Source organism: Allobosea sp. (assembly GCF_048595345.1).
GTDB lineage: Bacteria > Pseudomonadota > Alphaproteobacteria > Rhizobiales > Beijerinckiaceae > Allobosea.
On the sequence record NZ_JBMDWH010000140.1, the window covers coordinates 1 to 25,110 of the forward strand.

Annotated in this window: 26 protein-coding genes; 12 read left to right on the forward strand and 14 right to left on the reverse strand. The window is 70.1% G+C overall.

Going from position 1 to position 25,110, the window contains the following annotated elements:
* The 8 genes from ACOJTB_RS13480 to ACOJTB_RS13515 form a co-directional block, all read left to right on the forward strand.
* Window positions 1-1,020 (forward strand): class I tRNA ligase family protein (locus tag ACOJTB_RS13480; RefSeq protein ID WP_420103040.1); only part of this gene is annotated, 1,020 nt, incomplete at its 5' end.
* On the forward strand, window positions 1,017-1,499 hold the full coding sequence (gene lspA, locus ACOJTB_RS13485) for a signal peptidase II (protein ID WP_420103041.1): 483 nt from the start codon (window positions 1,017-1,019) through the stop codon (window positions 1,497-1,499). The genes ACOJTB_RS13480 and lspA, both read left to right, overlap by 4 nt.
* Window positions 1,500-1,574: 75 nt before the next feature.
* Window positions 1,575-2,228: a hypothetical protein gene (locus ACOJTB_RS13490; RefSeq protein WP_420103042.1), complete on the forward strand. Its 654-nt coding sequence runs from the start codon at window positions 1,575-1,577 to the stop codon at window positions 2,226-2,228.
* A 116-nt stretch (window positions 2,229-2,344) separates the two neighbouring features.
* Window positions 2,345-3,628: a M16 family metallopeptidase gene (locus tag ACOJTB_RS13495; RefSeq protein ID WP_420103071.1), complete on the forward strand. Its 1,284-nt coding sequence runs from the start codon at window positions 2,345-2,347 to the stop codon at window positions 3,626-3,628.
* A 52-nt stretch (window positions 3,629-3,680) separates the two neighbouring features.
* The gene (locus tag ACOJTB_RS13500) at window positions 3,681-4,988 is read left to right on the forward strand and encodes a M16 family metallopeptidase (RefSeq protein WP_420103043.1); all 1,308 of its coding nucleotides are present in this window, start codon (window positions 3,681-3,683) and stop codon (window positions 4,986-4,988) included.
* Between the two features lie 21 nt (window positions 4,989-5,009).
* A complete protein-coding gene (locus tag ACOJTB_RS13505) occupies window positions 5,010-6,335 on the forward strand; it encodes a glucose-6-phosphate isomerase (protein WP_420103044.1) in 1,326 nt (441 codons plus the stop codon).
* Between the two features lie 185 nt (window positions 6,336-6,520).
* Window positions 6,521-8,359, forward strand: a complete 1,839-nt coding sequence (gene mutL / locus ACOJTB_RS13510; protein ID WP_420103045.1) for a DNA mismatch repair endonuclease MutL — start codon at window positions 6,521-6,523, stop codon at window positions 8,357-8,359.
* 252 nt (window positions 8,360-8,611) lie between these two features.
* On the forward strand, window positions 8,612-9,097 hold the full coding sequence (locus tag ACOJTB_RS13515; protein WP_420103046.1) for a VOC family protein: 486 nt from the start codon (window positions 8,612-8,614) through the stop codon (window positions 9,095-9,097).
* 247 nt (window positions 9,098-9,344) lie between these two features.
* Here ACOJTB_RS13515 and rsmD read toward each other — a convergent pair whose 3' ends face one another.
* Window positions 9,345-9,905, reverse strand: coding sequence for a 16S rRNA (guanine(966)-N(2))-methyltransferase RsmD (gene rsmD / locus ACOJTB_RS13520; protein WP_420103047.1), 561 nt, complete (start codon window positions 9,903-9,905; stop codon window positions 9,345-9,347).
* A gap of 3 nt (window positions 9,906-9,908) precedes the next feature.
* The gene (locus ACOJTB_RS13525; RefSeq protein ID WP_420103048.1) at window positions 9,909-11,978 is read right to left on the reverse strand and encodes a pseudouridine synthase; all 2,070 of its coding nucleotides are present in this window, start codon (window positions 11,976-11,978) and stop codon (window positions 9,909-9,911) included.
* Window positions 11,979-12,227: 249 nt separating this feature from the next.
* Here ACOJTB_RS13525 and ACOJTB_RS13530 point away from each other — a divergent pair, with 249 nt between their 5' ends.
* On the forward strand, window positions 12,228-12,656 hold the full coding sequence (locus tag ACOJTB_RS13530) for a nucleoside deaminase (protein WP_420103072.1): 429 nt from the start codon (window positions 12,228-12,230) through the stop codon (window positions 12,654-12,656).
* Between the two features lie 65 nt (window positions 12,657-12,721).
* On the opposite strand, the gene ACOJTB_RS13535 is transcribed toward ACOJTB_RS13530, so the two are convergent.
* Both ACOJTB_RS13535 and ACOJTB_RS13540 read right to left on the reverse strand, forming a co-directional pair.
* A complete protein-coding gene (locus tag ACOJTB_RS13535) occupies window positions 12,722-12,970 on the reverse strand; it encodes a hypothetical protein (protein WP_420103049.1) in 249 nt (82 codons plus the stop codon).
* A 101-nt stretch (window positions 12,971-13,071) separates the two neighbouring features.
* Window positions 13,072-13,815, reverse strand: coding sequence for a sulfite exporter TauE/SafE family protein (locus ACOJTB_RS13540; RefSeq protein ID WP_420103050.1), 744 nt, complete (start codon window positions 13,813-13,815; stop codon window positions 13,072-13,074).
* Between the two features lie 105 nt (window positions 13,816-13,920).
* On the opposite strand from ACOJTB_RS13540, the gene ACOJTB_RS13545 reads away from it, so the two are divergent.
* A complete protein-coding gene (locus ACOJTB_RS13545; protein ID WP_420103051.1) occupies window positions 13,921-14,682 on the forward strand; it encodes an ArsR/SmtB family transcription factor in 762 nt (253 codons plus the stop codon).
* Here the strand turns inward: ACOJTB_RS13545 and ACOJTB_RS13550 are convergent.
* The 4 genes from ACOJTB_RS13550 to purD form a co-directional block, all read right to left on the reverse strand.
* A complete protein-coding gene (locus ACOJTB_RS13550) occupies window positions 14,642-15,502 on the reverse strand; it encodes a patatin-like phospholipase family protein (RefSeq protein WP_420103052.1) in 861 nt (286 codons plus the stop codon). The genes ACOJTB_RS13545 and ACOJTB_RS13550 overlap by 41 nt on opposite strands.
* A gap of 90 nt (window positions 15,503-15,592) precedes the next feature.
* Complete coding sequence (locus ACOJTB_RS13555) at window positions 15,593-16,000, reverse strand: type II toxin-antitoxin system VapC family toxin (protein WP_420103053.1); 408 nt, start codon at window positions 15,998-16,000, stop codon at window positions 15,593-15,595.
* Window positions 15,997-16,254, reverse strand: a complete 258-nt coding sequence (locus ACOJTB_RS13560; RefSeq protein WP_420103054.1) for a type II toxin-antitoxin system VapB family antitoxin — start codon at window positions 16,252-16,254, stop codon at window positions 15,997-15,999. The genes ACOJTB_RS13555 and ACOJTB_RS13560 overlap by 4 nt, the downstream gene beginning before the upstream one ends.
* Window positions 16,255-16,309: 55 nt before the next feature.
* Window positions 16,310-17,587: a phosphoribosylamine--glycine ligase gene (gene purD, locus ACOJTB_RS13565; protein ID WP_420103055.1), complete on the reverse strand. Its 1,278-nt coding sequence runs from the start codon at window positions 17,585-17,587 to the stop codon at window positions 16,310-16,312.
* Window positions 17,588-17,815: 228 nt separating this feature from the next.
* On the opposite strand from purD, the gene xseA reads away from it, so the two are divergent.
* Window positions 17,816-19,405, forward strand: a complete 1,590-nt coding sequence (xseA, locus tag ACOJTB_RS13570) for an exodeoxyribonuclease VII large subunit (protein WP_420103073.1) — start codon at window positions 17,816-17,818, stop codon at window positions 19,403-19,405.
* 10 nt (window positions 19,406-19,415) lie between these two features.
* Here xseA and ACOJTB_RS13575 read toward each other — a convergent pair whose 3' ends face one another.
* Window positions 19,416-20,222, reverse strand: coding sequence for a dienelactone hydrolase family protein (locus ACOJTB_RS13575; protein WP_420103056.1), 807 nt, complete (start codon window positions 20,220-20,222; stop codon window positions 19,416-19,418).
* Between the two features lie 123 nt (window positions 20,223-20,345).
* Here ACOJTB_RS13575 and ACOJTB_RS13580 point away from each other — a divergent pair, with 123 nt between their 5' ends.
* The gene (locus ACOJTB_RS13580) at window positions 20,346-20,567 is read left to right on the forward strand and encodes a DUF2093 domain-containing protein (RefSeq protein ID WP_420103057.1); all 222 of its coding nucleotides are present in this window, start codon (window positions 20,346-20,348) and stop codon (window positions 20,565-20,567) included.
* 24 nt (window positions 20,568-20,591) lie between these two features.
* Here ACOJTB_RS13580 and lpxK read toward each other — a convergent pair whose 3' ends face one another.
* The 5 genes from lpxK to ACOJTB_RS13605 all read right to left on the reverse strand — a co-directional run bounded on the left by lpxK (window position 20,592) and on the right by ACOJTB_RS13605 (window position 24,901).
* A complete protein-coding gene (gene lpxK, locus ACOJTB_RS13585; protein WP_420103058.1) occupies window positions 20,592-21,593 on the reverse strand; it encodes a tetraacyldisaccharide 4'-kinase in 1,002 nt (333 codons plus the stop codon).
* Entirely contained in the window at window positions 21,593-22,897 is a 1,305-nt protein-coding gene (locus tag ACOJTB_RS13590) for a 3-deoxy-D-manno-octulosonic acid transferase (RefSeq protein ID WP_420103059.1), read from the reverse strand. Before ACOJTB_RS13590 ends, lpxK begins: the two co-directional genes overlap by 1 nt.
* The gene (locus tag ACOJTB_RS13595; RefSeq protein WP_420103060.1) at window positions 22,894-23,655 is read right to left on the reverse strand and encodes a lysophospholipid acyltransferase family protein; all 762 of its coding nucleotides are present in this window, start codon (window positions 23,653-23,655) and stop codon (window positions 22,894-22,896) included. Before ACOJTB_RS13595 ends, ACOJTB_RS13590 begins: the two co-directional genes overlap by 4 nt.
* A gap of 32 nt (window positions 23,656-23,687) precedes the next feature.
* A complete protein-coding gene (locus ACOJTB_RS13600) occupies window positions 23,688-23,930 on the reverse strand; it encodes a DUF4170 domain-containing protein (protein WP_420103061.1) in 243 nt (80 codons plus the stop codon).
* 146 nt (window positions 23,931-24,076) lie between these two features.
* Entirely contained in the window at window positions 24,077-24,901 is an 825-nt protein-coding gene (locus ACOJTB_RS13605; protein WP_420103062.1) for a 3'(2'),5'-bisphosphate nucleotidase CysQ, read from the reverse strand.
* Between the last annotated feature and the right edge of the window lie 209 nt (window positions 24,902-25,110).

Genomic DNA, 25,110 nt, shown 5'->3' on the forward strand with positions numbered 1-25,110 from the left:
GACGAGAAGGGCGAGAAGATGTCGAAATCGAAGGGCAACGTCACCGCGCCGCAGGACATCATCAAGGACTCGGGCGCCGACATCCTGCGGCTCTGGGTCGCGGCGGCCGATTATTCGGACGACCTGCGGATCGGCAAGGAAATCCTCAAGACCTTCGTCGAGACCTATCGCAAGCTGCGCAACACGATGCGCTGGATGCTCGGCACGCTCGCCCATTTCAGCGAGGACATCCGCGTCGCCGAGCCTGCGACCATGCCGGAGCTGGAGCGGCTGATGCTGCATCGGCTGGCGGAGCTCGGGCCGCAGGTCGAGGAGGCCTACCGGACCTATGACTACAAGAAGGTCGTGACTCTGCTCTCGCAGTTCATGAACACCGAGCTTTCGGCCTTCTATTTCGACGTCCGCAAGGACGCGCTCTATTGCGACCCGACATCGAGCCATGTCCGCAAGAGCGCGCTGACGGTCGTCGACCATCTCTTCAGGTGCCTGACGACCTGGCTGGCGCCGATCCTCGTCTTCACAGCCGAGGAGGCCTGGCTCGAGCGCTATCCGGAGCTGAAGGCCGGCGAGGGGTCCGTCCATCTCGAGCTCTTCGGCGAGGCGCCCGCAGCCTGGCTGGACGCGGAGCTGGCGGAGCGCTGGGCCAAGATCCGCAAGGTCCGCCGCGTCGTCACCGGCGCGCTGGAGCTGGAGCGCGCCGCCAAGCGGCTGGGCTCCTCGCTGGAGGCCGCCCCGCAGGTCTTCGTGGCGGATGCCGATCTGCATGCGGCCCTGTCCGGGACGGATCTGGCGGAGATCGCCATCACCTCCGGAATCCGGGTCGAGAGCGGGGAGGGGCCGCAGGACGCCTTCCGCCTGCCCGACGTGCCGGGCGTGGCGGTCGTGCCGCATCGCACTGCCGGGGTGAAATGCGCCCGCTCCTGGAAGTATTTCGATCCTGCGACGGCGCTGCCCGGCTACGCTTCCGTCACGCCGCGTGACGCGAAGGCGCTTCAGGAGCTTGGAGTCCAGCCGCGATGACGCCGGCCCGGCGCCTCGGCCTCGTGACGGTCCTCGTGGTCTTCGTCGCCGATCAGGCGCTGAAGCTCTGGCTGCTTCACGGGGTCGGCCTCGCCGAGAACGGCCCCTTCGATCTGGCACCTTTCCTGACCATCGTGCTCGCCTGGAACCGAGGGATTTCCTACGGCCTCTTCCAGCAGGGCACCGATCTCGGTCGCTGGTTCCTGGTCATAGTGTCCTTCATCGCGGCGATCTGGCTCTGGCGCTGGATGTGGCGGGCGCAGGGGCGCTTCACCGTCCTCAGCCTCGCGCTGATCATCGGCGGGGCGCTCGGCAACGGGCTCGACCGGGCCTGGTACGGCGCGGTGGTCGACTTCGTGCATTTTCACTGGGGCAGCTTCAGCTGGTACATCTTCAACATCGCCGATGTCGCGATCGTTGTCGGCGTGCTGGGTCTCCTGTATGAGTCCTTCCGACCTGCCGGCAGCGAGCCGGCGTGACGACGGTCCCGCCATCCTTTCGCCGTTCGCGCGTGCTTGAGGCTGTCTGAAGGATTGTCCAAAGGGAGATACCACATGGCGCAACGCATCCGCGTGACGCATCTGCTGCTCGCCGGTGGCCTTGCTCTTGCGGCCCAGCCTGCGTTCGCTCAGGAAGGCATGCTGTTCAAGAACCTGATCGAGGGCACCTTCGGCGGCAAGGCCAATGACGACATCGACTATCGCGCCCGCGCGCCTCTCGTCGTGCCGCCGAACACCAATCTGCCGCCGCCGCAGCAGGCCGCCAGCGGCCGCAATGCCGCTTGGCCGAACGATCCCGACGTGCAGCGCCGCAAGGACGACGCGAGCCCGCGCCGCTATGTCCCGGCCGACGGCGTGAAGGACAACCCGATCCTCTCCGCCCGCGAGATCCAGCGCGGCCGCACGCTGGAGCCGCCGCTCCAGGCGACGGCCAAGCCCTATCGCGAGAACGATCTCTACGACAACGTCATCGGCCCGATCCGGATCGGCAAGGAGCAGGCCGCCCGCTACAACGAGCAGGCCGCCGACCAGCTGAAATATGGCGAGGAGCCTCCGCGCCGGACCCTCACCGAGCCGCCGACCGGCTATCGCCGCCCGGCTTCCACCGCCGCGATCGGTCCCGGCAGGGGCGGCCCGGTCGAGGACAAGCAGGCGGTCGGCGAGCGCAATTTCGTGGAAGGCCGCGGCCCGGTGATGCGGCCGCAATGATCGGCAGCCACGGCGACGCTCTTGCCGAACGCGCCTGAGCTGCACAGATTGTTAATTCGGGGCGGGCGCATCGTGCCCGCCCCTTTTTGTCCCCGCGGAGGTTTCGCCCGGTGAACATGCATGCGCGCCAGCCCGCTTTGGCCGAGCCCGTCCGCTTCTTCAGCCTCGCCAACGGGCTGGATGTCGTGGTGGTCAGCGACCGGCGCGCGCCGGTGGTGACCCATATGGTCTGGTATCGCAACGGCTCGGCCGACGATCCGGCGGGCAAGTCCGGGATTGCCCATTTCCTCGAGCATCTGATGTTCAAGGGCACGGCGAAATGGCCGGCGGGCGAATTCTCCAAGATCGTCGCGGGCTATGGCGGCCAGGAAAACGCCTTCACCTCCTATGATTACACCGCCTATTTCCAGCGCGTGCCGAAAGAGCACCTGCGCGCGATGATGGATTACGAGGCCGATCGCATGACCGGCCTGTCCTTCGACGAGAGCGTCGTCGGCCCGGAGCGCGATGTCGTGCTGGAGGAGCGCCGCATGCGGGTCGATGCCGATCCCGCCTCGCAGCTCGGGGAGGAGTTCTCGGCCGCGCTGTTCTTCCATCATCCCTACGGCACGCCGATCATCGGCTGGGAGCACGAGATCGAGCGGCTGAACCGCGACGATGCCTTCGCCTATTACCAGCGCTTCTACACGCCCGAAAACGCGATCCTCGTCGTCGCGGGCGACACGGATGCCGAAGAGGTCCGCAGGCTCGCCGAGGAGACCTATGGCCGCATCGCCGCGCGCGGCGAGGCGCCGGTGCGCAACCGTCCGAGCGAGCCGGATCCGCGCGCCTCGCGCCGCGTCCAGCTCAACGACCCGAGGGTACAGCAGCCGTCCCTGCGCCGCGGCTGGCTGACGCCCACCTATACCAGCGGCACGCGCGGGGAGGTGCTCGCGCTGGAACTCGTCTCGGAAATCCTCGGCGGCGGCACCACCTCGCGGCTCTATCGCCGGCTCTGCGTCGAGCAGGAGCTGGCGGCGGGCGCCAACGCCTATTTCATGGGCTCGATGGTCGATCGCGCCGCTCTCCAGATCTCCGCCAGCCCGCGCCCCGGCGTCGAGATGGCGGCGATGGAAGCCGGGCTCGACGCGGCGCTCGCCGACTTCCTCAGGGACGGCCCGACCGAGCTGGAACTCGCCCGGGCCCGCACCCGCCTCGTGGCGGAAACCGTCTTCGCGCGCGACAACCAGTCCTCGCTCGCGCGCATCTTCGGCTCCTCTCTGGCGGTCGGCGAGACCGTCGAGGACGTGCTGGAATGGCCGCAGCGGATCGAGGCGGTCACGCGCGAGGCCGTGATCGAGGCCGCGCGCCGCTATCTCAGGCCCGATCGCAGCGTCACCGGCCTGCTGCTGCCGGCCTGATGCATTTCTGTTTTTCGACCGGGTGCGACCCGTCCCGCCGACAGGACACGCCATGACCGCGACCCTCACCGCGCCGCTTTCCGTCCCGCCGCTGAACACGCAGGGGCCGGCGCTCGACGTTCAGGTCGTGCGCTCGCAGGGCGGTGTCGAGGCCTGGCTGGTCGAGGAGCGCAGCCTGCCGCTGATCGCGATGGACTTCGCCTTCGATGGCGGAGCCGCGCGCGATCCCGCCGATGCCGCCGGCGGCGCCTATCTGATCTCGGGCCTGCTCGACGAGGGCGCGGGTGATCTCGATGCCGAGGCCTTCCAGGGTAAGATGGCGGATCACGCCATCCATATCGGCTTCGAGGCCCGCCGCGACGATTTCCACGGCTATTGCCAGACGCTGTCCACCCATCGCGACACCGCCTTCGAGCTTCTGGCCCTGGCGCTGAACAAGCCGCGTTTCGATGCCGATGCCGTTGCCCGGGTGAAGGCCCAGATCATCGCCGGGCTTCAGCGCCAGGCGACCAACCCGGACGTCATGTGCCGGAACGCGCTCTACGCCGCGGCCTTCCCCGGCCATGCCTATGGCCGCCCCGAGAAGGGCGATATCGACGGTGTCTCGCGGCTCGATGCCGCCGCCCTGCGGGCGCTGATGCCGTCCCTGCTCGACCGATCGGGCCTGAAGATCGTCGTGGTCGGCGATATCGGCGCGGAGGAACTGGCCGGGCGGCTGGATTCCCTGTTCGGCGCCCTGCCGAACGGTGTGGCGCGCCCTCTGCCAGACGCGCCCCTGCCGATCCAAGGGCTTGGCCAGACCCATGTGATTGACCTTGACGTGCCGCAGACGGTGCTGCGCTTCGTCGGGCCGGGCCTGCTCTGGGACGACCGGGATTACATCCCGGCGAGCGTGCTCAACCACATCCTCGGCGGCTCGGCCTTCACCTCGCGCCTCTTCATGGAGGTGCGCGAGAAGCGTGGCCTCGCCTATGGCGTCTCCTCCAGCCTGTTGCCGCTGCGCGAGGCGGGACTGGTCGTCGGCGGCACCGCCACCCGCAACGATCGCGCCGCCGAGTCGATGGCCGTAATCCGCGAGGAGATGGCCAAGCTCGCCGCCGAGGGTCCGAGCGAGCATGAGGTCGAGGAGGCCAAGCGCTACATCATCGGTTCCTATCCGCTGCGCTTCGACACCTCGCCCAAGATCGCCGGCGAACTGCTGAACCTCGCCCTGCGCGGCGAGACGCCGGAGTTCCTGGCGCAGCGCAATGCCCGCTTCGCCGCCGTCACCCTCGCCGATGTGAAGCGCGTCGCGGCGCGCCTTTTCGGGCACCCCGATCTCCTTGTCCAGGCCGTCGGCAAGCCCGTCGGCCTCGTCTGAACCCCCGTGATGGACAGTGCCATGCTCCAGCAAAGCTTCGATCTCGCGCTCGAATCCAAGGTCGGCAAGGGCGGTATCCCGGATGCCGCCTTCGAGCAGGCGCTGGCCGATCTGAAGCCCGCTCTGGCCAAGCTCCAGGGCCAGGCGAAGGATGGATCCCTGCCGCTGCTGAAGCTGCCGAGCGACACCCATGATCTCGCCCCCGTGAAAGCCGCCGCCGAGCGGCTGAAGAGCGGCGGGGCGACCGATGTGCTGGTCCTCGGCACCGGCGGCTCCAGCCTCGGCGGCCAGACGCTGGCGCAGCTGACCGGCTACGGCATCGCGGGCCTCTCCCAGCTCCAGACCGGCACGCGCGTCCATTTCATCGACAATCTCGACCCGGCGACCTATGCCGAGCTGCTGGCGAAACTGCCGCTGAAGACGACGAAGTTCGTCGCGATCTCGAAATCCGGCGGCACCGGCGAGACCCTGCTGCAATCCATCGCCGCGATCGAGGCGTTGCGCGGCGCCCACCTTTCTGACCAGCAGATCGGCGAGCATTTCCAGGGCCTCTCGGAGCCGGCCAAACCCGGCAAGCTCCACCCGCTGCGCGCCCTGCTCGAGCCCTATGGCGTGCCCTTTCTCGAGCATCACACCGATGTCGGCGGCCGCTATTCGGTGCTGACCAAGTGCGGCCTCTTGCCGGCCGCGGTGCTCGGCCTCGACATCGAGGCGCTGCGCCAGGGCGCCGGCCGCGCCGTCGCGCCGCTCTACGCCGGAAAGGATGTCCGCGAGACCCCTTCGGCGCTCGGTGCCGCGCTGCATCTGGCCGCCATGCGCTCTGGCAAGAACATTGCCGTGCTGATGCCCTATGCCGACAAGCTCGCGCTGCTCACGCGCTGGTGGATGCAGCTCTGGGCCGAGAGCCTGGGCAAGGACGGGCAGGGCACGCAGCCCGTCGGCGCGCTCGGTCCCGTCGACCAGCATTCGCAGCAGCAGCTTTATCTCGCCGGCCCCAAGGACCGCTTCTTCACGGTGCTCACCACCGGCGTGAAGGGCAAGGGCCCGCAGATCGACGCAGGCCTCGCCCAGAAGATCGGGCAGGGCGATTTCGCCGGCAAGACCATCGGCGACATGGTGGCGGCCCAGGGCATCGCCATGATCGACACCTTCGCCAAGAACGGCTGCGCGGTGCGCCGCTTCCACATCGAGCAGATCGACGAGACCAGCCATGGCGAGGTGCTGATGCACTTCATGCTGGAGACGATCCTCACCGGCTACGCCATGGGCGTCGATCCCTTCGACCAGCCGGCGGTGGAAGAGGCCAAGCTCCTGGCCAAGCAGTATTTGGCCGAAGGGCGCAGCTGAACTGAAAGGCCCCGCCTTCCCTTCTCCCCTTGCGGGAGAAGGTGGCTCGGCGAAGCCGGGACGGATGAGGGGTCGCGCGACGGTCATCATCATTGTAAGCGTCGCGCGACCCCTCACCCCAACCCTCTCCCGCCCGGGGAGAGGGGGTAGGTCGAGTTCGCCAAGACCGCTCCAGTGACCCCAGCATGACCGTCCGCCGCCTCGATCCCGTCCTGGTCGACCGCATCGCCGCCGGCGAGGTGATCGAGCGGCCGGCCGCGGCCGTGAAGGAGCTGGTCGAGAACGCGATCGACGCCGGCGCCACCACGATCGCCGTCACTATCGCCGCCGGCGGGCGCGAACTGATCCGCGTCGTCGATGACGGCGCCGGCATGACGGCGCAGGACCTCGAACTCGCGGTCGAGCGCCACGCCACCTCCAAACTGCCGGATGGCGACCTCTTCGCCATCGGCACGCTGGGCTTTCGCGGCGAGGCGCTGCCCTCGATCGGCTCGGTGGCTAGGCTTTCGATCGAGACCCGCAGACGCGACGCGGCCCAGGGCATCGGCCTCGTCGTCGAGGCGGGCGAGAAGGGCGTCGTGCGTCCCGTCGCGGCCGCCCCCGGCACCCGCATCGAGGTCACCGACCTTTTCGTCTTCACCCCGGCCCGGCTCAAATTCCTGAAGAGCGACCGGGCCGAGGCGCAGGCGGTTGCGGATATGCTGCGCCGCCTCGCCATCGCCCATCCCGACATCCGCTTCTCGCTCTCCGGCGAGCATGCCGGCGCCTTCGACTGGCCTGCCGAGCCGTCGGGCCGCGAGGGGCTGCTGCGTCGCCTCGCCCGGGCGCTGGGGCGCGATTTTCCTGACAACGCCCTGCCGATCGAGGCCGAGCGCGAGGCCTTCCGCATCTCCGGCTTCGCCGGCCTGCCGACCTTTCATCGCGGCACTTCGGCGGGGGTGCATCTCTCGGTCAATGGCCGCCCGGTGCGCGACAAGTTGCTGCTCTCGGCGGTGCGCGGCGCCTATGCCGATGTGCTGCCCTCGGACCGGCACCCGGTGCTCTTTCTCGATGTCGGTTGCGAGCCCCGCGCGGTCGATGTCAATGTCCACCCCGCCAAGAGCGAGGTGCGCTTCCGCGACCCGGCGCTGGTGCGCGGCCTCGTCGTCTCGGGGCTGAAGGCCGCGCTCGCCGCCGCCGGCCACCGCGCCACCACGACGGGCGGCGCCCGCACGCTCGACGCCTTCCGCGCGGTCTTCGCCGCCGGCGGTAACGGCCATTCGATCCCGCGCCCGTCCTTCCCGCCGGCCGCACCCTGGCAGGAGGCGTCGCCCTGGCCGGCCGGGCTGGGGGAGGGGGCCGCCCCGCGTGCCGCCGGCCCGGCCCAATCCGGCTTCTCCGATTTCGCCGCAGCCTCGGCGGATGCCCGCGCCCATCTCGCCGAGCCCTCGGCCGACGCGCTCGACCGCCCGCTGGGCGCCGCCCGCGCCCAGCTCCACGAAACCTATATCGTCGCCCAGACCCGCGAGGGCGTCGTGATCGTCGACCAGCACGCCGCCCATGAGCGGCTGGTCTATGAGCGGCTGAAGGCCGAGCGCGCGCGCAACGGCATTGCCCGTCAACCCCTGCTGCTGCCCGAGGTGGTCGAACTCGACCCCGTCGATGCCGACCGGCTGATCGCGGCCGGCGCCGAACTCGAAAGCCTCGGCCTCGTGCTCGAAGCCTTCGGCCCCGGCGCGGTGCTGGTGCGCGAGGCGCCCAGCCAGCTCGCCGGCGGCAATCTCCAGCGCCTCGTCCGCGACGTCGCCGATGCGCTCGCCGAGCACGGCACCACCGGCTCGCTGGAGCGCCGGCTCGACCATGTGCTGGCGACGATGGCCTGCCACAACTCCGTCCGCGCCGGCCGCCGCCTGCGCCCCGAGGAGATGGACGCGCTGCTGCGTGAAATGGAGATCACCCCCAATTCAGGCCAGTGCAACCACGGCCGGCCGACCTATGTCGAGCTCAAGCTCAGCGATATCGAAAGGTTGTTCGGGCGGCGGTGAGCAGAGACAGGCGGTTCGTTCCGGCCGGCTCGACATAAAAGGGATTGCGCGCCAAGGTTGTGTCGTCCGGAGCAAATTCGCACCTGCATCACCGCGTCATCCCGGACAAGCCGCGAAGCGGCGCCGATCCGGGATCCATGCCCGAACCGGCGACGGCAACGCTCCGGCATGGATCCCGGGTCAAGCCCGGGATGACGCCGTAGGCGGAGGCGAACGCGGCGTCGTTGCGAAACGAAAAACCGAGGAAACCCCATGCCCCCGCCCAAGAACACGATCTGCCTCTGGTACGACACCGACGCCGAGGAGGCCGCGACCTTCTACGCCTCGCTCTTTCCCGATAGCCGCGTCACCGGCATCGACCGTGCCCCGGCCGATTTTCCTTCCGGCAAGGCGGGCGACGTGCTCGTCGTGCATTTCACCGTCGCCGGCATTCCCTGCATGGGCTTGAACGGCGGGCCGGCCTTCAGGCACAGCGAGGCCTTCTCCTTCCAGATCGCGACCGATGACCAGGCCGAGACCGACCGCTACTGGAACGCCATCGTCGGAAACGGTGGGCAGGAGAGCGCCTGCGGCTGGTGCAAGGACAAATGGGGCCTCAACTGGCAGATCACCCCGCGCGTGCTCACCGAAGCGCTCGCGGCCGGCGGTGCGGAAGCCGAGCGCGCCTTCACGGCGATGATGGGGATGGGGAAGATCGACGTGGGCGCGATCGAGCGGGCGCGGCAGGGGATTGGCTGACGACGCACCCCCTCCGCTATTGGCCGTATAAGTATCGAGTGAAGTTCCTCGACGGCTCCCGTCCTGCTTCTTCCTTCTCCCGGATGGGAGAAGGTGGCGCGGAGCGCCGGATGAGGGTGTGCCCTGCCCAAAAAAGGCGCGGCGGCTGTCGCTTCGCCCGGATGACCACCGGCGGCCCCTCACCCCTGCCCCTCTCCCACCCGGGAGAGGGGGGCCCCGCCTTGCGGTGCATCACAGAAGCCAAGCCTCACCCCACCCGCAGCAGCAGCACCTGCGTCTCGCCATAGCCGCGCCGCTCCAGCTCCTCGAAACCTTCGGGCAGCGCGATCTGCGCATCGCCCGCCTCTTCCAGCACCACCAATGCGCCGGGCGTGAGCCACCCGCCCTCGCGGGCGGAGGCGAGCGCCTTTTCCCCCAGCCCCTTGCGATAGGGCGGGTCGCAGAAGGCGAGCCCGAACGGCGCCATGCCGGTGATGGGACCGAGCTTCGTCGCGTCGCGGCGGAAGATGCGGCTCAGGCCCGCCAGCCCCAGCGCCATCTGGTTTTCGCGGATCAGCCCGCGCGCCTCGGTGCGGTCATCGACCACCAGGGCGACGCCCGCGCCGCGCGAGAGCGCCTCGAAGCCGAGCGCGCCGGTGCCGGCGAAGAGATCGAGCACGCGCGCGCCCTCCACCGCGTCGTCATAGGCATGGGCGAGCACGTTGAAGAGGGATTCGCGCAGGCGGTCCGAGGTCGGCCTGATGCTGCCGATCCCCGGTTTCGGCCCCGCGAGGGGCCGCCCGCCCAGGCGCCCGCCGACGATCCGCATCGCTCAGTCGCGCTTGCCGCCGGAACGCGGCCCGCTGCCGCCCGAGCGCGGGCCCTTGCCGGGGCCGCCGGGCCGGCCGCCACCGGGACGGCCACCGCCCGGCTTGCCGCCGAAGGGCTTGCCTCCGAAGGATTTGCCGCCGCCGGGCTTGTCGCCAAAGCTACGGCCGCGCGGCTTGTCGCTGGCCGGCCGTTCACTGGATCGGCGCGCCAGGCGCTCACTGCCCTCGCGGGCCGGTCTGTCGCCGCGCGGGGCGCGGTCCTGCCAGGGCCGCTCCTCGCCGCGATCGCGGCCGCCGGCCTCGGCACGGGGGCGCCGCGCCGGACGCTCGCCGCCGTCGCGCTCGAAGGAGCGGGTCGGGCGCGCCTCGCCGCGCTCGCTGCGCGGCTTGCGATCCGGCCTGCGCCGGCTTTCGGCCTCGGCGGGCGCCTCGTCGCGCACGCTGCTGCTGACGCGCTCGACGAGAACGCGCCGGCCCTTGGGATCGGCGATCGCCTTGTCGCGCTTGCGCTCGACCTCGCCCGAGGCTTCGCGGCTTTCGCGTTCCAGCTTGGGGTCCGCGCCACGGCGCGGCGGCGCCTTGCGGGTGCGGGGCGTTTCTTCCTCGTCGCGCCAGACGCCGCGCGTCCAGGGCTTGTCGCCGCGCAGCGTGCGGGGGGCGTCGTCGCCCTGGGAGGAGGCGGCGCTGCGCCGGCGCGGCCGGTCCTCGGCCGAAGGCGCCTCGCGGCGGGGCGGGGCGGCCGGCAGCGCATCGCGGCGCGGCGCCTCGAAATCGGCCCCGGCCTTGGCGGCGAGCTCGATGCCGAGCTGGTCCTGCAAGACGCGCGAGCGGATCTCCTCCACCGCGCCTTCCTCCATCTCGCCGAGCTGGAACGGCCCGAAGGAGATGCGGATCAGCCGGTTCACCGTCAGCCCGAGATGCTCGAGCACGGTCTTGACCTCGCGGTTCTTGCCCTCGCGCAGATCGACCGTCAGCCAGGTGTTGAAGCCCTGCTGGCGCTCATAGCGGGCGATGACCGGCCCGTAATGCACGCCCTCGATCGTCACGCCGTCCTTCAGCGTATCCAGCCTGTCCTGCGTCACTTCGCCGAAGGCGCGCACGCGGTAGCGCCGGAGCCAGCCGGTCTCCGGCAACTCCAGCACGCGGGCCAGGCCGCCATCATTGGTCAGCAGCAGCAGGCCCTCGGTGTTGATGTCGAGCCGGCCAATGGTCAAAACGCGCGGCAGGTCTTCCGGCAGCGTGTCGAACACGGTTGGCCGGCCTTCCGGGTCGAAATTCGTGGTCACGACACCGCGCGGCTTGTGGAAGAGCCAGAGCCGCGTGCGCTCGCGTGCCGGCAGCGGCTCGCCATCGACCAGCACCGTGTCGGTCGGCTTCACGTCATAGGCCGGGCTTTCCAGCACCTGCCCGTTCACGCTGACGCGGCCCTCCGCGATCATCGCCTCGCTGTCGCGGCGCGACGCCACGCCGGCGCGCGCCATCACCTTGGCGATGCGCTCCGGCTCCTGCGCGACGATGAGCTTGGCTTCGACGGGGGCCTCTTCGCGCGGGCGACCGAAGCCGCTGCGGGCCGGCCGTTCGCTCCGCTCGGCTCTCTCCCCGCGCTCGGATCTCGGGCGGTCGAAGCGCTTCTCGCCTTCGGCGCCCTCGCTGCGGCGTGGCGGGCGACCGAAACCGCTGCGGGCCGGCCGTTCGCCGGCCTCGGCGCGCGGCCGAAAACCGCGCTCGGCGCGATCCTCTCCGCCGCGAGCCCGGAACGGGCGCGCCTCGCCTTCGCTGCGGCTGCGTGGGGGCCTCTCGCCCTCGGCGCGCGCCGGCCGCGTACCGTCGGGCTTGCCGAAGCGGCGGGCCGGACGCTCGCCGCCTTCGCGCTCGAACCTGCCGCGGCTGTCGCCGTCACGCGCGCCGAAGCCGCGCCCACCGCTGCCGGCCGGGCGCTTTCCGCCCGAGCCATTGCCGCCCGAGCCATGGCCGCCGAAGCCTCTGCCGCCGGAGCCTTGTCCGCCGCCACGGCTGCCGCTGCCGCCGCCCTTGCGGGGGCCGCGGCCTCTGTTGTCGTTGTCGTCCGCCATGATGACTCCTGAGCCGGCCGAGCACGCCCGCTTTGCGGGAAGGGCCGGGCTCGCTTATTCGCTAGAGCATCGGACCAAAAAGTGGAATCCACTTTTCGGACGGATCCGATGCGCCGCTGATGAAAACGATGCCGGCGCTTGTAGCAGAGGCTCATGCGGGCCGCGAGTTCCGCAACGGGGATTTTTTCGATGCCGCCGCCGGCTTCCAAGCCCGATGCCATCCATGCGGACGCCGTGACGGCTGACGGCATGACCCGTGCCTTCGACGAGGCGCGCGCGGCTGCGGTGCGCGGCGAGGTGCCGGTGGGCGCCGTGGTGGTGCGCGCCGGCGTCGTGCTCGGCGCGGCCGGCAACCGCACGCTGGAGCTGAAGGACCCGACCGCCCATGCCGAAATGCTGGCGCTCCGCATGGCCTGCGAAGCGATCGGCAGCGAGCGGCTGATCGGCTGCGATCTCTACGTCACCCTCGAGCCCTGCCCGATGTGCGCGGCGGCGATCTCGTTCTCCCGCATCCGGCGGCTCTATTTCGCAGCCTCCGACCCCAAGGGCGGTGCGGTCGAGAACGGCGTCAGGCTCTATGACAGCGCGAGCTGCCACCATGCGCCCGAGGTCTATGGCGGCCTGCGCGAGAGCGAGGCTTCGGCGCTGCTGAAGGCGTTCTTCCGGCAGCGGCGGTAGTCGAAAGCGGTCCAGCGACGATCCGCCCTCATCCTGAGGAGTGCTCGCCTCGCAATGGATAGCGCTCAGGTGTCCGACGTCGTCACGCCCAGCTTCTGCGCCAGCTGGACGCGGTCCATGCACGAGACGTCATAGGTCACTTCACGGCCCTTGAAGCCACGTTTGCCGAGCTCCAGCGTCATGTCGCGGGTGATCGCGTCGATCCGCGCCTCACAGGCCTGTGCGGTGATGAAGGCGGCCTCGTTCACGCGCGAGGTGGTGCAGTGCGGCTCGCCCGAGATGCAGGCGACGATGACCATCGTGAAAGCGTCCATCGGCAAGCTCCTGTCCTGACCCCTCCGAGGCTGCGCCGGCATGGTAAATGCCGCGTTAAGAGCAGGGGCCTGCCATCGAGAGGCAGGAACCATGCCGCTCGCTAGGCAAGGCCCCGCCAGCACAGATAGGCGCCGAGCATCAGCAGCCCGCCGAAGAAGCAGCGCTTGAAGGTGGCGGGCGAGATCCGCTCGCGGATGGCCTGGCCCGCTGCCATGCCGGCCAGTGCCGGCAACAGGGCCAGCGCCGATTGCCAGCCGACCGCGAGTGTGAGCGCCCCCGCGCCGGCGAGGCCGAAGGAGAGTGCCAGCGTCGACACGATGAAGGAGACCCCCAGCGCCTGCACCAGCTCGTCCTTGTCGAAGCCGAGGGCCTGCAGATAGGGCACGGCCGGCAGCACGAAGACGCCGGTCGCTGCCGTCACCACGCCGGTGACGAAACCGACCAGCGGGCCGAGCCAGGCCTCCTTGGCCGGCGGCACGCGCAGGCTCGCCGCCTTCAGCCCCACCAGCGCATAGGCGATCAGCGCCAGCCCCAGCCACAGCGTCGCCGCGCCGCCCTTGCTCTGCTGGAGGAGACCGGCGCCGGCCCAGGTGCCGAGGCCAATCGTCAACAGCATCGGCCAGAGTCGGCGCAGGATCGGCTTCAGCGCCGGCCCGGTCGCGATCTGCCAGCCATTGGTGATCAGGTTCGGGATCACGAGCAGCGCCGCCGCCTGCGCCGGCGCCATCACGAGGCCGAGAATGCCGACCGCGATGGTCGGCAGACCGAGCTCGATGACGCCCTTGACGAAGCCGGCGAAGGCGAAGGTGGCGGTGACGAAGGCGAGCAGAGGCAGCTGGTCCATGAGCCGCTTGTGGCAGCGCCCGGCGTGTTTGTCGCCGGTCGATGCTACGGCGCACGCCGTAGCGTTCCGTCTTGCCGGAGCGGGCGAAGGGCGCATGATGCTTAGATGAGCAGCGCGCACGCACCGGCCGGCCCCTCTCTCGCCGAAATCGCCCATCTGATGGGTGATCCGGCCCGCGCCAACATGCTCCATGCCCTGATGGACGGGCGGGCCCTGACGGCGAAGGAGCTCGCCTTCCTCGCCGGTATCGCGCCGCAGACGGCGAGCGGCCACCTCGCAAAGCTGATGCAGGGCGGCCTGATCGACGTGGCCAGCCAGGGACGGCATCGTTATTTTCGTCTGGCCGGCCCCGAGGTCGCAGCCGTGCTGGAGGGGTTGATGCTTCTGGCCGGCGGCACGGGCGGGGGCCGGCGCCTGCCGCAGCGAGTCGCGGCCGAATTGGCGCAGGCGCGCACCTGCTACGACCATTTCGCGGGCCGGCTCGGCGTCGCGATCCACGATGCGCTGCTCGCCGGCGATCACCTCGCCGTCGGCCCGGGCGGCTATGCGCTCACGGCTTCCGGAGAGGCCGCCTTCGCCGCGCTCGGCGTCGATCCGCACGCGCCGGCCAAGGCGGGCCGCGCGGCCCTGCGGCCCTGTCTCGACTGGAGCGAGCGCCGCCCGCATCTGGCGGGTCATCTGGCCGCCGCGCTCGCCTGCCGCTGCTTCGAGGCGGGCTGGGTCCTGCGCGGCAAGGACAGCCGTGCCGTCAGGCTGACCGAAGCAGGCCAAGCCGCGCTGTCTGCCGTGCTGCCGGGCTTTCGCTGCGACACGCCCGAGCCGCCCTTCACGCCGGCTTCGCGAAAGCCCGTTCCAGAGCCCGCTTGACCTCGTCCTTCGCCGGTTCCGAAGCCGCCAGGATCGCCTGTGCCTTGAAGAAGTCGAGCCCGCCGATCCCGTCGAGCCCGCTGCGGATCAGGATGTCCGGCGGGCGCCGTGCCAGCATCTGGCCGACCAGCGCGCGCGTCAAAATCTGCGAGGCGCCGACGATCGCCTCGACCGCTCCGGGGATGCGCGTCTCTCCGGAGGACGAAGGCGGAGCGCTGACATCCACCGCCAGCACGATCCGCTCCGGCGCCAGCAACCGCTCATAGGGCAGGGGATTGATCGCCCCGCCATCGATCAGCACCTGTCCCGCCAGCGCGACGGGCCGCACCAGCCCGGGAATGGCCAGTGAGGCCGCGACGGCCGGCGTCAGCGGCCCGCGGGACAGGCTGACCTCGACATGGGCGTGGTAGTCGGTGGCCATCGCGGTGAAGGGGATCGCGAGCTGCTCGAAGCGGTCCGGCACCGCCTCGGGCCAGAACAGGTCGAGCAGCCTCTCGCCATCCAGAAGAACCGGGTTGCCGAGACCGCGCATGAGATCCGCGAGCTTCCCCACCCGGGCGTCGAGCAGCCGGGTGACGACACGCGCCCGGTCGGAAAAGCTCGCCAGCACATGCTCGCGCAGCGCATGCCCGTTCAGCCCCGCCGCATAGGCCGCTCCCACGATCGCCCCGATCGAGCATCCGGCGATCAGCGCCGGCCGAAGGCCCAGCTCGTCCAGCGCCTCCAGCACGACGATCTGGCTGAGGCCCCGCGCCCCGCCCGCGCCGAGCACGAGGGCGAGTTCGGGCTGCCCTGAGTGAGCCGGCGATCGCGTGGGCATCTCCGCGGGAGGCATGAGGCTAATCTGGCGAGCCTGTTCGTCTCGGGCAACCGCTCCGACCTGCGGCATGAGCGGCGCGGGAGAGCATCGTCACCCGTTCGCTGGGGCTGTCGCCGGCTGGATATCCGTGAGGCCGAAATCCAGCCGCTTGTAGAGAAGGGGCGCGTTCAGTGATTTGGCCAGGGCGTAGGAGAAACAATCCCCCAGATTGAGCCGCGCGGGATGACGCCCTTTGCCGAAGCGAACGAAGGCTTCGGCTGCGAGGAGGCCGGCTTCGCCGGTCATGGCGGCGGGCTTCACCTTCAGCGCCTCGAAAAGCGCCTCGACGGCGGCCGGAGGTGTCGCGGCCCGTTTACCGATCAGGACCATCGCACATTCGGCGAAAGTCACGGGCGAGCAGACGCTCTGCGACGATCGAGCCAGAATGGCACGGAAGAAGGGTGTCTCAGGCTCATCGAGCGCAATGGCGACAATAGCGGAACTGTCCACCACGATCACGAGGGCAGGCCGTTTTCATCATAGCCGAGGATCTCGTCGGCCGTCCTCTCGTCGGTGACGGGATAGGAGCGCAGCCGGGCGAGCACCGCCTCCAGCCGCTCATCGTCGAGCGAACCGCGATGTGCCGCGCCGGCCAGCTTGGCCAGCCGCTCCTGTGCCGCGATCTTCACGGCCTCCGTGATCGTCTCGCCGGTGCGGGCCGTCAGTTCGCGCACGATCCGGTCGGCCTCGGGATCCTTGATCAGAATGGCCACCGAACCCTCCATATATATCCGACTGGGACGAATATATACTTTGGGCTCCGTTCTGTCAGCCCTGCTCGCGCTTCACCGCCTGCCAGCCGATGTCGCGGCGGCAGAAGCCGCCCGGCCAATCGATGGCATCGACGGCCTTGTAGGCTTTCGCCTGCGCCTCGCTGACGCTCTTGCCGAGGCCGACCACGTTGAGCACGCGCCCGCCGGCCGCGACGAGGTCCGGTCCCTTCATGGCGGTGCCGGCATGGAACACCAGCACGTCGACCAGAGCCTCCGCCGCCTCGAGCTTGCGGATCACGCTGCCGGCCTCCGGCTTGGCCGGATAACCCTTGGCCGCCAGCACAACCGTCAGCGCCGCCTCGTCCTTCCAGCGCAGATCGACCGAGCCGAGGACGCCGTCGCAGGCGGCGAGCAGCGCCGGCACGATGTCGCTCATCAGGCGCGGCATCAGCACCTCGCATTCGGGATCGCCGAAGCGGACATTGTATTCGATCAGCTTGGGCCCCTCGGTCGTGATCATCAGCCCGGCGAAGAGGACGCCCTGGAAGGGCGTGCCGCGCTTGGCCATGCCGGCCAGCGTCGGGTGGATGATTTCGTTCATCACCCGCTGCGTCAGCTCCGGCGTCATCACCGGGGCGGGGGAATAGGCGCCCATGCCGCCGGTGTTCGGCCCGGTATCGCCGTCGCCGACGCGCTTGTGGTCTTGCGCCGAAGCGAGCGGCAGGGCATTCGCCCCGTCGCAGATGGCGAAGAAGCTCGCCTCCTCGCCCAGCATCCATTCCTCGATGACGATCTCGGCGCCGGCCGCGCCCATCCCGCCCGAGAACATCATGTCGATGGCATCGTTGGCCTCGTCGAGCGTCTGCGCCATCACGACGCCCTTGCCGGCGGCGAGCCCGTCCGCCTTGATCACGATCGGCGCGCCCTGGCGGGCGACATAGGCCTTGGCGGTATCGGCGGTGGAGAAGCGGCCGAAACCGGCGGTGGGAATGTTGAACTGCGCGCAGAGCTCCTTGGTGAAGCCCTTGGAGCCCTCCAGCTGCGCCGCCGCTTTCGATGGGCCGAAGACCTTGATGCCGGCGGCCCGCAGATCGTCCGCGATACCGGCGACCAGCGGCCCTTCGGGCCCGACCACGACGAGGCCGATGCCTTGCAGCCGGCAGAAATCGACCACGGCCTGATGATCGGCGACGTCGATCACGACATTCTCGCCGCAGGCCTTCGTCCCGGGGTTGCCGGGGGCGATGAAGAGCGTGTCGCAGAGCGGCGAGGCGGAGATCGCCCAGGCCAGCGCATGCTCGCGCCCGCCGGATCCGATCAGGAGAATGTTCATGCTGGCTCCACTCCGCATTGGCGGGTTGAGCCCTCATCCCGAGGCGCGTTCCAGAGGAACTCGCCTCGAAGGATGCTCCAGCACCCTCTGGACCATCCTTCGAGACGCCGCTGACGCGGCTCCTCAGGACGAGGGCTGAGGTTGGCCGAAAAGATCGTTGCGCAATACCGCTCCGTCACGAACACCGCAACGCTTCTGCCGCCGCTGTCCCGCCGCTATGGTCCGGTGATGGACAGCGAATCGCAGAAGCCCGCCGGCAATGCGCCCGAATGGTCGGTCTCTGATCTCTCGGGCGCGCTGAAGCGCACTATCGAGGATTCCTTCGGCTTCGTGCGCGTGCGCGGCGAAATCTCGGGCTATCGCGGCCCGGTCTCCTCCGGCCATGTCTATTTCTCGCTGAAGGACGCCAACGCCAAGATCGATGCGGTGATCTGGAAGGGCGTTTTCGGCCGCATCAAGACCCGGCCCCAGGAGGGGCTGGAGGTGATCGCGACCGGCAAGATCACCACCTTCGCCGGAAAATCGAGCTACCAGATCGTCATCGATTCGCTGGAGCCGGCCGGCATCGGCGCGCTGATGGCGCTGCTGGAGGAGCGACGCAAGCGGCTTGCTGCGGAGCGGCTCTTCGCGCAGGAGCGTAAGCGCGCCATCCCCTATCTGCCGCGCGTCATCGGCGTCGTCACCTCGCCGACCGGCGCCGTCATTCGCGACATCCTGCATCGGCTGGAGGATCGCTTTCCGCGCCATGTCCTGGTCTGGCCGGTCAGGGTGCAGGGCGAAACCAGCGCGGCCGAGGTCGCCAATGCGATCATCGGCTTCAACGCGCTGGCTGACGGCGGAAAAATCCCTCGGCCCGATGTGCTGATCGTGGCGCGCGGCGGCGGCTCTCTCGAAGACCTGATGGGCTTCAACGAGGAAGTGGTGGTGCGAGCCGCTGCCGCCTCCCGCATTCCGCTGGTCTCCGCCGTGGGCCACGAGACCGACACGACGCTGATCGATTTCGCCGCCGATCTCAGGGCGCCGACCCCGACCGGAGCCGCCGAGAAGGTCGTGCCGGTGCGGGCCGAGCTGATGGCGCAGCTCGCCGATCTCGCCCGCCGCCATGCGGGAGCGATGCTGCGCCTTTCCGACCGGCGCCGCAGCGAGCTGCGGTCGCTGGCCCGGGCCCTTCCGGGGGCGGAGGCGGTGCTCTCCGCCCCGCGCCAGCGGCTGGATCTCGCCGCGGCACGCCTGGCGCCGGCGCTCGCCCGCAACGCCCGTGCGCATGAGCAGGGGCTGCTCGTCCTGTCCCGGCGGCTGGAGGCGCGTTCGCCCCGGATCGCATTGGCGCGGTTGAGGGAGAAGCTGAACGGATTTGCCCGAGTGCTCGCATCCGCCCGCAGCAATGCGATGAGCGCCGAGCGCATCCGCATCGGCACCGAGCGGGCGCGGCTCGACGTGCTGGAGACGCGCATGCGCAACGCGCTCGCCCAATCGCTCGACCGGCGCCGCGAGCGCAGCGCCCAGATCGCCGAGCGCGGGACACGCGCCTTCGCCCAATCGCTGACCAAGCGCGGCGAGCGTCTGAATTCGGTCTGGAGCCTGATCCGCTCGCTGGGTCCGCAGGCCGTGCTGGCCCGCGGCTACGCGCTGATCCGCGACGAGAGCGGCGCCCTGATCCGCGGCGTCGCCCAGGCCGAGCCCGGCCGCATGCTCGACATTCAGCTCGTCGATGGGCGCTTCGGCGCGATCGTGGCCGGCAGCGGCGGCCCAGCCCGCCCCCAGCAGCGCCCGGCGCGCAGGGAGACGCCGAAGGGCACGCAGGGCGACCTGTTCTGACCCGCTTGGCTCAGGGGGCTTTCAGGAAACTCTCGACGCGCTTCAGTGCATCGGCGCGGGCCGCGGGGTTGGTGCCGACCGTGGCCTTGCCCGTGGTGGAGTAGGCGACATTGTCGCGCTCCTTCAGCTCCAGCCGGGGGTGGTCGAAATCATGGACCGCGCCGGGATAAACCACGAGGTCGACCGGCTCGCCCCGCATCTGCGCCGCCCGCGTGAGGTAGTTGCAAGGCGCCACGGGCGTCCAGTCGTCATCCGCTCCCATCAGGATCAGCAGCGGCAGGCGGACGGAAAAGCTCGGCGTCTCCGATTGCGCCCGGCAGCCGGGATAGAAGCTGATCGCCCGGCGGAAATCGGGTTGGCCGTCCTGGGGCGCCTTGTCTTTGCGCACCGTGTTGAGCACGGTCGAGCCGCCGCCCGACCAGCCGATCAGCGAGATCGCGGCGGCGTTGATATCGGCCCGGTGCTGCAGGAAGCCGCGCGCCGCCGCGACATCGGCCGTGCGCTCGCGCCCGGCCCGCACCGTCATGTCCTTGACGCCGCATTGCGAGCCGAGGCCGCGCGATCCGTAGCTGTCCGGCATCAGCACCAGGAAACCCGCCGCCGCCAGCCGCTCGCCCCAGTCGCTGTGCCGCACCGAGAGCTTGCCGGGTTCGCGCCAGAGCCCGCCGCAGCCATGGAGCGCCACCACCGCCGGGAACGGCCCGGCTCCCCGCGGACGGAACATGACGCCTTCGAGATGCCCGCCATCCATCGGGATCGCGACGCGCTCATAACCGCTGGCGAAGGCCGGCAGGACGGGCAGCACGAGACTGATCACACACGCCATCAGGCGCCACAGGCTGGACATCGCCGACCAGAGGTTTATCAACACCCGTGACGGAACGGGCCGGAGACTATTCCGGCTTTCCCCTCCGCGAATCAATGATTTGATGCGAAATTGATGAATATCAGCGAGCGCGTTCCCACACCCGGCCCCGAGGCGGCCCTCGATTACGGCCATGGCGAGTTCCGCGTGGTCAAGCCGGGCGGCTTCGTCCGCTGCGCCGTGACGGGTGCGCCGATCCGCCTCGACGATCTGCGCTACTGGTCGGTCGAGTGGCAGGAGCCCTATGCCTCGCCCGAGGCCGCCCTCCTGCGCCTGAAGCGCGCCGGCCGCGCCTGAGGGCGAGGATCGGGAACCGCGCCGTCATCGCGCGGCCAGAACACGCTCCAGCAGCGTCGCGACCAGCCCAGGCTCCTCGAACTCCAGCGTCACCGGCACCGGCACCAGCAAATCCGCATCCTGCATCGGCCAGAGCGGCTGGAGCTTGGTCATGTCCTTCTCGGTCGTCGCGACCAGCGTGCCCAGGCGCCGCGCCTGAGCGATGACATCGGCGACATCGCTCGCGCGATAGGCGTGATGATCGCCGAAGCGCGCCTCGGCGCGGACCTGCGCGCTCATCGCCTCCAGGGTCGCCCTGAACTTCTCCGGCCGTCCGATGCCGGAGAGCGCCAGCACCGGCCGGCCGCGCAGATGGTTCGCGACCGCCTCGTCCGGTCGCAGGGCGCCGCGCAGAATCGGCTTGCCCGTGGCCTTTGCCGCCTGCGCCACCTGCTCCCCGGCCGCCCCGCCGCCGATCAGCACCAGCGCGTCGACCGCCGGCAGCTGCAGCGCGAGCGGCGCCCGCAAGGGGCCTGCCGGCAGGCACAGCCCGTTGCCGATGCCGCTGGCGCCGTCCACCACCGCCAACACGAGGTCCTTGGCCAGTGCCGGGTTCTGCAACCCGTCATCCATCACCAGCACGCTCGCCCCCGCCCGCGCCGCAAGCACCCCGCCGGCAAGCCTGTCCCGCGCGATCACGGTGCGCGCATGGCGGCTCATCAGCAGCGGCTCGTCGCCGACATCGGCTGCGGCATGCGCCGCCGGATCGACCTCCACCGGCCCCGGCAACCGGCCGCCATAGCCGCGCATGAGCACGAAGGGCGTCTCGCCGCGCTGCGCCAGCAGCCGCGTGATCGCGATCGCCGTCGGGGTCTTGCCGGCCCCGCCGGCGATGAAATTGCCGATACAGATGACCGGCCTGCCGATCCGCGCGCCCGGCTTGCGCATCCTTCCGGCAGTGATGGCGCCATAGAGCGAGCCGAGCGGCGAGAGCAGCCGGGCGGGCCAGCCCGGCCTGTCTTGCCACCAGAAGGAAGGCGCCTTCATCAGGGTGCGGTCTCGCGCTGCTCCAGCGCGGCGCGCATCAGCAGAGGCTCGATCGCCTGCAAAGTTCGGTTGATCGCCCCGCCGAGCTGATGGGCGGTCTGCGCGGCCGCGCGTGCCGCCTGCCGGGCGCTCGCCGGGTCGTTGAGCCAGCGATGCACCGCGCCGGCCAGCGCCTGCGCATCCAGGACCTCGCGCGCACCCCCGCCCGCATCGAAGGCGGCGAAGATCTCGGCATTGTTGTGGACGAAGGGGCCGTGCAGCAGCGCGCAGCCAAGCTTGGCCGGCTCGATCGGGTTGTGCCCGCCAATGCCCTCGACGAGCGAGCCGCCGAGGAAGGCGACCTGCGAGAGCCGGTAGAACAGGCCGAGCTCGTTCAGCGTATCGGCGACATAGAGATCGGTATGCCGCTCGGGATTCTCCCCCGCCGCCCGGCGCGCCACCAGCACGCCGTTCGCCTCGGCGAGCGCCGCGATATCACCGCCGCGCTGCGGATGGCGCGGCGCGATCACGGTCAAAAGCTTCGGCAGATGGCGCTTGAGCGCGAGATGGGCGCCCAGCACCAGCTCGTCCTCGCCCGGATGCGTGCTGGCCGCGATCCAGACCGGCCGGCCGGTGGTCATTCCGTCCAGGATGGCGAGCGTGTCGGGGTCCGCAGGGGGGGCCGGCACGTCGAATTTCAGATTGCCGGCGACGCTGACGCGCGGCGCGCCGAGCTGCGCCAGCCGCTCGCCATCCGCCTGGGACTGCGCCAGGCAGGCCTCGAAGCAGGAGAGGATGAAGCGGGCCGAGCGCGGCATCTTGTACCAGCGCGCGAAGGAGCGCTCCGACATGCGGCCATTGACCATGACCACCGGCAATGCCCGCCGCTGGGCCTCGATCAACAGGTTGGGCCAGATCTCGGATTCGCAGATCAGGCACAGATCCGGCCGCCAATGCTCGAGGAAGCGTCGCATATAGCGCGGCACGTCGAGCGGCAGATATTGGTGGATCGCGCCGGCCGGCAGCCGCGCCGCCATCAGCTTGGCCGAGGTGACGGTGCCGGAGGTGACGAGCACCGCCATCCCGCGCTTCTGCAGCTTCGCGATCAGCGGCAGCAGCGTCACCGTCTCGCCGACGCTGGCGCCGTGCAGCCAGACCAGCGGGCGGTTCGGGCGCTTGACGCTCGCCAGCCCGCGCCGCTCCGGCAGGCGCTCGGGATCTTCCTTGCCGCGCCGCTTACGCACCAGCAGCAGCCCGGCCGCCAGCGGCTCCAGCAGTGTGGTGGCGATGCGGTAGATCCGCAGCGGCAATCCCTTGCGGCTCATCGGGCCGGCTCCGCCTCCGCCGGCGCGGGCTCCTGGGCGCCTTTGGACTGCTCGCGCAGCCCGGCTCCCGGATCCGTGCCGCCGACCAGCGCATAGGCGCGGGCATGAACCTCGTCGAGGCTCTGCTGAACCCTGAGGCGTGCGGCCTCCTGCGTCGCTTCGTCGGCGTCGCGGGCGATCGTGATCGGCTCGCCGACCACGATGGCACAGCGCCCGAAGGGCAGGCCGATCGAGGCGCGATCCCAGCTGTTGAAGTCGATGCGGCGGCTCGTCACCACCGCCACCGCCCGGATCGGCCGGCCCGAGGCGCGGGCGAGCGCGACGATGCCGGCCCCCGCCACGCGGGCGCGCTTGGGAATATCGGCGGTCAGCACCATGGATTCGCCGGCCGCCAGCTTGCGCACCATGGCGAGGAAGGCGCTGGCGCCGCCCTTTTCACGGATCTTCTTGCCGAGCGCGCCGGAGCCGCGAATGGCGCCGATGCCGAGCTCGCGCAGCGCCACGGCATTGAAGCCGCCATCGCCATGGCGCGAGACCAGCGAGGCGGCCGGCATCCAGTCCGGCCGCGCGAACGGGATCATGATGTGCTGGCCATGCCACATCGCATAGATCACCGGCAGCTCCGGCCGCACCTGCTCGTAGATGTCGGCCGGCTCGACCACGATCCTGTTGGTGCGGCGCACGAGGCGCAAATAGCCGGCGAGCAGCCGGCCGAGCGTCTCCTGTGCCGTCCTTGTCTTGAGGATCGAAAAACCCATGCGTCCCGATGTCGAATGCCGTGACCGGCGGTTCAGGCCTTGGTGGCGTCCGGATCGAGCAGCCGGTGCAGATGCACCACGAAATAGCGCGTCTGCGCCTGATCGACCGTCTGCTGGGCCTTGGCCTTCCAGGCGCTGTGTGCGCTGGCGTAGTTGGGGAAGATGCCGACGATGTCGAGCTTGGAGAGGTCCTTGAACGTCACGCCGTCGAGCGAGGCGAGCTCGCCGCCGAAGACGAGATGGAGAAGCTGCTTCTGATCCGGTTCCGCGCTCATCATGCACTCCATGGCTGCTCGAATGCCAGGGATATCGCGGTCGTCCTGACGATCCGCATCCTCGATGCTCCCGGCGTTTCCCCATAAGACATCGCGGCGCGCTGCGCGAGATGCTGCGGGTGCGAAAAAATCAGCGTCGCTGCCAATCAGCTCGGCTGCTTGTGCTCCCGCAGCGTGCGCAGGGCCTGCAGCAGCGGGTCGGCGAGAGAGCCGGCACTGGCGGCGAGCATGCCATGGACGGGTGTGGGGCGGTTATAGACCACCGGTTCGCCGGCCCCACCGCTGAGCACGCCGCCGGCTTCCCGCAGCACCAGATCGGCGGCGGCCAGATCCCAGTCGCGCGCATCGGGCGAGATCAGCCCGGCATCGATCGAGCCGTCCGCGATCCGCGTCAGCCGCAGAGCGAGCGAGGGAATCTTGTCGACCGGCTGGAAGGGCGCCACGCGCGCCAGGGCGTCCAGCATCGGCTTGGGCCCGGCGATGCGGGCGCTGCCCAGCCCGTCGAGCGTCGAGGTGGCGATGGTCTCGCCGTTGCGGCGCGCGCCCGCGCCGCGCACGGCGCTGTAGGTGGCGTTGCAGGCAGGGGCGTGAACGATGCCGAGCACGGGCTCGCCGGCATCGAGCAGCGCCACGCACACCGCCCAGTCCGGCAGGCCGGTCATGAAGGCGCGGGTGCCGTCGATCGGGTCGACCACCCAGACCAGCCGCCTGTCGAGGCGCTGCGCGTCGTCGGCGGTTTCCTCCGAAAGCCAGGCGGCTTCCGGCAGCAGCGCGGAGAGGCGCACGCGCAGGAAGGTATCGACGCCGATATCCGCCTCGGTCACCGGCGAGCCGCCGCTCTTCGACCAGGTGCGGGCCGCCGTCTTCTCGCCGAGGCGGAAGAGGTCGAGCGCGATCGCCCCCGCCTCGAGGCAGCTTTCGCTCACCGCTCTCGTCAGGTCGGCGGCGATGGGTAGCGTGGATGCGCTCATCCTGTTCGTATCGGCCGTGGGTGACGCTGTTTCAAGCCGAAAATGCGCCGGCGTGCCGAAAGATTCCGTCAAGCATCGCAGCCGAAACCGGGCCTTCCGGGGCGGAAAACCCTGCCGATACGCTCCCTTAACCTCGCCGATTAAGCGCTCGGACACCCGCCGCCGCCCAACCTCGCATGGCAAGCACGAGAGCCCCGGCATCGACAGAG